Below are 8,122 nucleotides of genomic sequence, written 5' to 3' on the forward strand. Positions count from 1 at the left end.
CTGGCTGGGAAGCCGGGTGGGGCGCGAGCAGATGACCGAGTTCCTGTGGGCGGGGCGGACGCCCTCCAGCGTGAGCGCGCCTGCCGAGGCCCGCGCCTCCCGTCGCCAGACCTCGCGGCGTGACCGTTACGGTCGCACGCTGTCGGGGAACCCGGTCCAGCGCAGGCCGGGCGGGAGGTGGCTCATGTCGTTGAACATCACGATCGTGGGCGGCAGGCCGTCGCGGTACTCGATGACCGTCAGCGCGGTGTTGGCGCTGTTCAGCCCGAGCCACCGGGACGGCGGCGCGTCCAGCGCGTGCCGGACCAGCCACGCGATCGGGTAGGCGTGCGTCACCAGGACCTCGTGGGTGTCGGGCCGGGGCCCATGGTCGGGGACCTTCGCGAACCGGGCGACCAGGGCCTCGGCGAGCCTGTGGCCGGAGGCCGCCTCGGCCTCGTCGTAGCCGTCGAAGAAGCCCGCCCAGGACCGGGGTGTTTCGGCCGCGCTGGGAACGTAGGGTACGTGGTCGATGAGCTCGGCGGCCTCGGTCACGGGGACGTCCGGCAGATGCCGGGCGAGTTCGTGCGCGCTCGCCGTGGCGCGCGGCAGCGGGGAGTGCCACACGGCGTCGACCGGGATGCCGGCGAGCCGTTCGCCCAGCAGGCTCGCCTGCCGGTGCCCGACGTCGGTGAGCTTCCCGAACGCGTCGGCCGCGCCGTGGCGTGCCAGGTAGAGGTGTCGCGTTGCCATGAGCGGTGAGGGCGCGGTGCCCGTACGGGCCCGTTTGCCCGTCTCCCTTCGATGAGGTGAACGGTCACGCGTTCGTGGCCGTGACGGCGCCGGTGCTGCCGTCGATGGTGATGACGGTGCCGTCGTGGAGCCTGCCCGTCGCGTCCGGGACGCCGAGGACGGCGGGGATGCCGAGCTCGCGGGCGACGATCGCGGCGTGCGAGAGCACGCCCCCGGTCTCGGTGATGACGCCGGCGGCGATGCGCAGCAGCGGCGTCCACGCCGGGTCGGTGAAGGGGCAGACGAGGATGTCACCCGGGTGGACGCGCGCGAAGTCGCCGGGACCCCGGACGATCCTCGCGGTGCCGGTCACGGTCCCGCGGCTGCCCGGCGTTCCGGTGAGGGCGCCGGCCGGGGTGTCCGAGGTGCCGGAAGGCGGTGGGGGAGCGGCGGTGACCGGCCGTGCCTGCAGGACCCAGATGCGGCCGTCGGCGATCGCCCACTCGATGTCCTGCGGTCCACCGCGTAGGGCGGCGATCTCGCCGCCCAGCCGGGCGAGCCGCGTGGCGGTCGCGTCGTCGATCGCCGGCCGGTCCCGGGCCGGGGCGGGCACGTCGCTGACGACGAGTTGCCGGCCGCGCCGGTCGAGGCGGGTCCGTTTGTCGGCGATGGTGCGGGTGACCGACCCGTCCTCGGCGACGCGGTAGGCGTCGGGGGTGACCGTGCCCCCGACGACGCTGGGGCCGAGGCCCCAGGACGCCTCGATCTCGGTCGCGCCGTGCGGGTCCGCGGGGGTGAACATGACGCCGGACACCTCGGCATCCAGATGGCGCTGGACGATGACGGCCATCGCCAGATCGTCCGACAGCCGGTCGTCGCGGCGGTCGTCGCGCCGGTAGTCGATGGCTCGTGGCGAGAAGAGCGAGGCCCAGCAGGCACGTACGGCATCGGCGACCTCGCCGGCCCCGCGCACGGCGAGGAAGCTCTCGTGCTGGCCGGCCGCCGAGGCCTGGCCGGTGTCCTCGTTCGCCGCCGATGATCTCACCGCCACGGGCGGATCGCCGAGCTCGTCGAGCGCGCGTCCCAGCGCGTCGATCACGGAGGCGTGGACCGGGCGGGCCTCGATCGCCGGCCGCATCGCGTCGGGATCGCCCGGCCCGCCGAGGTCCAGGTCGCGGACGGCGGCGAGGTAAGCGTCGTACGAGACGACGAAGCCGTCGGGAACCGGCAGACCCGCGCGGAGCAGCGCGCCGAGCGCACCGGCCTTGCCCCCGCACGTGCCGGAGACAGCCTCCACCAAGGGTACGATCATCCGTCCACCCTTCAACAAATTATTGACAACGTTTCGTTGATTCTGCATCATCAGTCGCATGACACGCAAGGACGACATCGTTCGCACCGGGGACGCCGACCACGTCCAGGCCCGACGTGAGCAGGACGCGAGTGAGCGTCTTCTGAGCTTGGGCGCGGACGCGCTCGACGCCCGCCCGTGGCGGCCCCCGCCCGCCCCGCCGTCGGCGGTCGACCTCGTGCAGTTCGCCGTCTGGCGGCACGCCGACCTGGGCCCGGAGGACGTCCTGAGCGCGCTCGCCCTCCTGCCCGCCGCGCGCGCCGAGGTCGAAGGACTCGAGTCCGGCCTGCTGTTCATGGCCCGGAGCGCGGGGCTGACCTGGGCGCAGATGGCGCACGCGATGGGGTTCAACTCGCCGCAGGCGTGCCAGCAGCACTACAACCGCCTGACGGCCCGGCAGGAGGACGGCTCGTGACGCGGGACTCCTCGCTCGGCCTCCTGGCCCTGCACTCCGTGCGCATCACCGGGTACGCGGACACCCCGGTGATCGCTCGCCGGTACGGGCTCGACGCGGCCGAGACGAAAGAGATGCTGTACGACGCCGAGGCGCGTGGCTGGGTTCAGCACACCGCCTTCGCCGGCTCCGGGGGCTGGTCATTGACGGAAGCCGGCCGGGCCGAGAACGAGCGCCAACTCGCGGCCGAGCTCGCCGGCGTCGGCGGCGCCGACGAGGTCCATGACGTCTACCGCGAGTTCCTCCCGCTGAACGCCCTCCTGCTGCGGGCCTGCACCGACTGGCAGCTCCGGCCCACCGACGGCGACCGGCTCGCCCCCAACGACCACTCCGATTTCGCCTGGGATGCCCGGATCCTCTACGAGCTCGGCGGCATCGACCGCGCACTCGCGCCGCTCACGGACCGGCTCGGGAGCGTCCTGACCCGGTTCCGCGGATACGACACCCGGTTCACCGCTGCGCTGGCGCGCGCCCGGGCAGGGGAGGGAGCCTGGGTCGACCGCACCGATGTCGACTCCTGCCATCGGGTCTGGTTCGAGCTGCACGAAGATCTCATCGCCACGCTCGGCATCGACCGACGCGCGGAAGCCTGACACGCCGGCGCTCCGCGGGCCGGTGGCCGACCCTGACACGGCGGCTCGGCCACTCGCTCCGCGGGCGGGTGGCCGACTCTGACACGCAGGCTCGGCCACCTCGCTCGCGGGCGGGTGGCCGAGCCGACACTCGGCTACATCCGCTTCCACGTGCCGTCGATCAACCGCTGCGCGAGCGCGCGGTGAGCGTGGCCGAAGATCTCGACGTGCCGCTGGACCCCGGACCTGCCCATGATCATCGGATTGGGCGCCGCGGGGTTCGCCTTGAGGGCGCGTAGGTGGCTGAAGATGCCGCCCTGGTAGGCGTGGGTGTTGATGAAGGTGTCCGCGCCCTCCAGACCGGCCAGGCCCTGGACGTAGTCGGCGGAGACGGCGTACTGGGCGGCGACGTCGGCGTTGTCGTTGCCGCTCCAGACCAGGAGCTTGTGGGTCTCGCCCTGGTGGACGACGGGGACGATGACGTGCATCTGCCCTTCGGTGTGGCCGGGGGCGAGGATGGCGACGGCCTCCGTGCGCCGGCCGATCCGGATGCGTCTCATCCCGACGGTGTGACCGGGAGTGGCCTCGACCGTGATGTCGATCCGGCTGGGGAGGCGCGCCAGGCGGGCCCGGTACTCCTCCTCGGTGTACTCGTGGCGGTGTGCCCGCAGCTCGGCCAGGTCCTTCGCGACGGCGTCGGCATCCGGCCGCCCCATGACGAACTTGGCCCGGCGCGCGTGGTTGTCGCGGAGCAGGTTCGCGCCGCCGATGTGGTCGCCGTGGCGGTGGCCGAGGAAGACGTAGCGGATGTCCCTGGGGTCGAGGCCCGCGGCGGCGGCCTGGTCGAGGAACTGGCTCTGCATGTCCTGCGGAGTGGTGAGGGCGTCGAGCATGATCAGCCCGTCCGGGGTGCGGACGATCACCAGGCCGGTGTGGTCGGTGCCGAAGTACCAGGCGTTGTCCATGAACTGCACTCCGCCGGCGGGCATCGGCTTGGAATACTCCGAGTACAGGAAGCCCGTCGGGGAGACGAGGTCCTTGGCCGGATCGACGGGCCGGTCGACGGGCTGGCCGGTGCCCGCCTCCCTCGGGCTGCGGTAGCCGGTCTGGCACCACACCCGGTACTGCCAGCGGATGACCGGATTGTCGTCCACCTCCGCCAGGGCCCTGGCCGCGGTGTCATAGGCCTTGGCCAGCGGCAGGTCGGGAGCGAGCGGACCGCCCCAGGGCACGTCCAGCGCGACCTGAGCCGCGGCGGGAGCGGGTGGGATCAGGGCGGCGGCCAGGCCGCCGATGGCGAGCATGCCGAACGCACGCCGGGAAGGCGTCATGGTCGGGCGGAGCTCAGGCACGGATTCATTCATCGCAGTCCTGCCTTGTCGGGGGGATGGTTATAACCTATACGTCACCGTGAAGCGGGCGGTCAACAGCAAATTTCTCCTCGACGGCGAAGGCTTGACGCACGAGGTTATAACGGTGCACAGTGTGCGGGATCGCAAGTGAGGCCGCGCGCTGGACCGTCATGCGCCCCCGTCCGCCCGTAGCGATGCGGCCGGGCGGGGCGATATCCGGATACCGGTCGTGGTGCGGGGGCCGCGCACGCGAGCCTGGAAGGGGCATGATGGCGCAACGACCTGACAGCGGTGACTGGGGCGCGCTGCTGGTGGCGGACTCAACCGACTCAACTGGCTCGCCGGACTCGCAGGACGAGGTGCGGGACCTGTACGCCTGGTTGCGCCGGGAGCCCGAGCTGCACGCCGCGCTCCGGCTGGTCGAGAAGCCGCCTCCCGGCGGGGCGCTGGGGCCGGTGGCCGAGGCGGTACAGGTGCTGGCCGACGCGCCGGAGGTGGTGGCGGCCGTGGCGAGCATGGTGATCGCCTGGCTGCGGTACCGCAGGACCGACGTGAAGATCACCGTGAAGCAGCGCAAGGACGGGCCTGAGGTGCAGGTGACCGCCACCGGCCTGAGAGCGCTGAGCCCGGCACAGACGCTTGCCCTGGCCAGGCAGATCGAGTCGGCGTTGCGGGATGGCCGCAACCCACCGGAACTCCCGGGCAGCTGAGCTGGCCGCCGAACCACCCTGATCGCCGGCCGGACCGGGGTCCGCTCCCCGCTCAGCGGTCACAAGGGGCCGGGCTACCAGCCGGCTTTCAGTCCCGACGGGCGCACGCCGGCGAGCGGGGCGGGCAAGGGCACGACGGTGATGCCGTGGGGTGTCGGCTTCCTGGCTGATCGCTCCCTGTTCGCATCGGTGTGCGCCGAAGCTCTCGGACGCCGATCACCGTCCTGCACATCTCAGATGCATGTGCATTTGCGAATTTCAGCAAATTGCCGGGGAGGGTTGGGGACCGGCGACGGCGCATCGTACGCTGTGCGATCACGGCGGAATGTTTGTCCGTTGGCGGCGGGGGCAAGGATCTTTCTCTCGTACGCCATGGGTGAACGGCACGCAAAGGCCCCAGGACAAGTCGCCACTTTTGTGGACAGGAAGCCCGCGATCTTGCTAAACCGGGCATCTGGTCTCGGGTGGCGACTTAGCCTGGGGCCTGCATCACCGGTGCATCAAGTGGTTACTTGATCAGGAACCACGCCGCGGCGGCAACCGCGATGACGATGCACAGGCGGATGGTCCGGGGGGTACTGTCAACTACATCCCGGACCATCCGCGCCACCTCCCCGATCCAGGTGGAGGGTGGTGGCGTCCCGGGGCTCGCCGGCTCGGGCTCGCGGCCCGAGCCAGATGCGGGGGGCGTTTCAGGCATCGTTCTCCTTTCAACCTTTTCGTCAGACGATTTCGTCTGATAACGAGAAAAGGCCCGCTTCGGACATTCCGCCTCATTTGTGACGCATGGGACGGTATCCAGCAGCGAGCCGTGACATATCTCCTTTCGGTTACCCCGACCGTCGCGCAGAAGTGGTGGCCGGCTGCCACCCCTTTCCAGGTCCGGGTCGCCGTTCCGGAGTCTGTCGAGTCACACCTAACCCCGCAGTCCCAACATTCGCAACCAAATCGCCACAGTCCGAAGCGTCTCACCTTGAGTGACCGTTGAGCTACCAGATGCCCGAGTTTCCTCATTGCTCGGCATCGATAGGCCCACCTGCGGAAGCCGGCTTCATGCGAAGGATTCGCGGGGATCTCTCGCCCCGGTGCGGTCAAGTCGCAATTGCCGTGACCTTCGGCCGGTTCGGGCCAGGTCAGGGCTGCGTGCGAGACCGGTGACGCCGGTGCGTCACAGGCCGCGCGACCGCCGTAAGGCGAGACGGGTGATGTTCACCATCCCATGCTCGACGCCCGTCACCGTCGTGACGATCAGGGAGACCGGAACAGACCGATTCGGAACGAGCTGATATCGGAAAGCCCTTTCCTATCACTTGGGGCACGGGCGACCGAAAAGGGATCGTTCCGGATCGTTTCGGACCACGACCTCTCTTGAGGCTCGCACGCCGTTCCACATCGTTCCGGATCGTTCTGGAACGCCTCTGTCGCGAGGCCGACGCCACGATAAACGCCCAGGTTAAGACCGTTCCGAGATGATCCGGTGCTTGACGGGGGAAACGCGTAGGGCATTCGGCTCTGCGCCGATACGGAAGAATCGGAGCCGCACTTCCTCCTTCAATGGCGATCAGGATTGGCGGTGCAGATCGCCCATGCGTGAAATCCCTCCGGCCGCGACGCCGGCGGCCCGTTGCGTGGCGGCGCTGGTCGCACTTCGACAAAAGGCCGGAAATCCGTCATATGGTGAGATTGTCAGACTGTCAGGGCGACGGCTGAGCAAAACCGCCGTGCAAAACGTCCTGACCGGCGCGCGCAAGAACCCGCCCCGCTGGAGGTGGGCGGCGGAGTTCTTCACCGCGTGCCGGGGGTACGTGGAGAACACCGGCCTGGACCCCGAGGTCGTGCTCGGCAGCAAAATGGCGTGGCACCAGCACTATTCGGCCCTGCTGGAGGCGCCGGAGACACCAGAGGCCCGCGATCAGCCCGAACCCGTTCCCGGCCCGGGCAGCCCTTCCCACCCCGGCCCGGGCAGCCCTTCCCACCCCGGCCCGGGCGGTCCTTCCAGCCCCAGCCGTCCCGCCGCCGTCCCGCCTGCGCAGCCCCCGCCGAAGACCCGTGACGGCGACAGCGCCGACGGCGGCGCGGTGATGGTGTCGGTCCCGGTGTCCCCGCTGGAGAGCCTGACCATGCCGGCGCCCGGCTCCTCGCCGGACTCACTGGCCGACCTGCTCCTCGACCAGGTCATGAAGCAATGGGACGGCCGCACGCCCGACCTCGTCCCGGGCAACTGGCCGACTGCGGAGAGCCGGCCCCGCGAGCCGACCGAGCCCCTCCCCGCGCGCCCCCAGTCGCTGCTGGAACTGCCGCAGCCGGTGGAGCAAGAGGCCACCTACGCGGCGCTGACCGCCATCGGCGAGAAGAAGAGCCTCACCCACGAGCGCATGCGCGACTGGTTCGGCCCTCGCGGCGCGGCGCTGTGGGAGGCCGCGGACGCGCTCTGTGTCGCGGGTCCCTGCGCCGACCGATACGCCCGGGCCAACCTGCAGCTGGGCATTCTGCTGGTGAACCGGAACGCCCTCCATGAGGGCAATCAGCTCCTGCAGCGGGTCCGGCAGGTTCTGCCCGAGATCGCCATCGGGCCGGTTCCCTGTCACGGTGACTACTTCTTCGGCACCATCCCGGCGGACATCTGCCGGCGAGTGGCCCGCGACTACCGCGCCGCCGGACGTACCGACAAGGCTGAGGAGTGGCTGCGATACGGCAGCGCCCTCGTCGCACCCCTGTCCATCAGTCTGGCCATCTCGGCCCGCGGGAAGCACGTCCGCCAGGCCGGAACGTTCCAGCATCACCCGCTGACCAACGCCGCGGAGATCCACCGCCTCTTCTGGCAGGCGGAGCCGCGCACCGGGGAAGGGCGCACCACCTTCCCCCTTGCCTCGTCCGGCCATTAGATCCAGATCCGCCCTTCGGGCGTGCTCGCGTGGATGAGAATCGGGGGGTGTGCTGCCCGCCGACGTCGGTCCGCTATGGCTCGTGGA

At 70.5% G+C, this 8,122-nt stretch carries 7 protein-coding genes; 4 read left to right on the forward strand and 3 right to left on the reverse strand.

The features are described from left to right. Positions 1–126 precede the first annotated feature (126 nt). Positions 127–732, reverse strand: a complete 606-nt coding sequence (locus ACIHFD_RS56930) for a histidine phosphatase family protein (RefSeq protein ID WP_397374024.1) — start codon at positions 730–732, stop codon at positions 127–129. Positions 733–796: 64 nt separating this feature from the next. Continuing rightward, positions 797–2,023: a PEP/pyruvate-binding domain-containing protein gene (locus ACIHFD_RS56935; protein WP_397374025.1), complete on the reverse strand. Its 1,227-nt coding sequence runs from the start codon at positions 2,021–2,023 to the stop codon at positions 797–799. A 58-nt stretch (positions 2,024–2,081) separates the two neighbouring features. Between ACIHFD_RS56935 and ACIHFD_RS56940 the strand changes: the two genes are divergently transcribed. Both ACIHFD_RS56940 and ACIHFD_RS56945 read left to right on the forward strand, forming a co-directional pair. Beyond that, positions 2,082–2,477, forward strand: a complete 396-nt coding sequence (locus ACIHFD_RS56940) for a DNA-binding protein (RefSeq protein WP_397374026.1) — start codon at positions 2,082–2,084, stop codon at positions 2,475–2,477. Continuing rightward, the gene (locus ACIHFD_RS56945) at positions 2,474–3,109 is read left to right on the forward strand and encodes a transcriptional regulator (protein WP_397374027.1); all 636 of its coding nucleotides are present in this window, start codon (positions 2,474–2,476) and stop codon (positions 3,107–3,109) included. The genes ACIHFD_RS56940 and ACIHFD_RS56945 overlap by 4 nt, the downstream gene beginning before the upstream one ends. Positions 3,110–3,243: 134 nt before the next feature. On the opposite strand, the gene ACIHFD_RS56950 is transcribed toward ACIHFD_RS56945, so the two are convergent. Further along, positions 3,244–4,440: an MBL fold metallo-hydrolase gene (locus tag ACIHFD_RS56950; RefSeq protein ID WP_397374028.1), complete on the reverse strand. Its 1,197-nt coding sequence runs from the start codon at positions 4,438–4,440 to the stop codon at positions 3,244–3,246. A 266-nt stretch (positions 4,441–4,706) separates the two neighbouring features. On the opposite strand from ACIHFD_RS56950, the gene ACIHFD_RS56955 reads away from it, so the two are divergent. Together ACIHFD_RS56955 and ACIHFD_RS56960 are read left to right on the forward strand one after the other, a co-directional pair. Next, positions 4,707–5,150 carry a hypothetical protein gene (locus ACIHFD_RS56955; RefSeq protein ID WP_397374029.1) on the forward strand — a complete coding sequence of 148 codons (444 nt, stop codon included), beginning with the start codon at positions 4,707–4,709 and terminating at the stop codon, positions 5,148–5,150. A 1,721-nt stretch (positions 5,151–6,871) separates the two neighbouring features. Beyond that, complete coding sequence (locus ACIHFD_RS56960) at positions 6,872–8,035, forward strand: hypothetical protein (protein WP_397374030.1); 1,164 nt, start codon at positions 6,872–6,874, stop codon at positions 8,033–8,035. Positions 8,036–8,122 lie beyond the last annotated feature (87 nt).

The sequence above is a fragment of the Nonomuraea sp. NPDC051941 genome (genome assembly GCF_044593615.1).

Bases quoted from the DNA above. Each gene is read 5' to 3' on its own strand.
- ACIHFD_RS56935 (WP_397374025.1), bottom strand. From the start codon at position 2,023: ATGATCGTACCCTTGGTGGAGGCTGTCTCCGGCACGTGCGGGGGCAAG.
- ACIHFD_RS56955 (WP_397374029.1), top strand. From the start codon at position 4,707: ATGATGGCGCAACGACCTGACAGCGGTGACTGGGGCGCGCTGCTGGTG.
- ACIHFD_RS56940 (WP_397374026.1), top strand. From the start codon at position 2,082: ATGACACGCAAGGACGACATCGTTCGCACCGGGGACGCCGACCACGTC.
- ACIHFD_RS56930 (WP_397374024.1), bottom strand. From the start codon at position 732: ATGGCAACGCGACACCTCTACCTGGCACGCCACGGCGCGGCCGACGCG.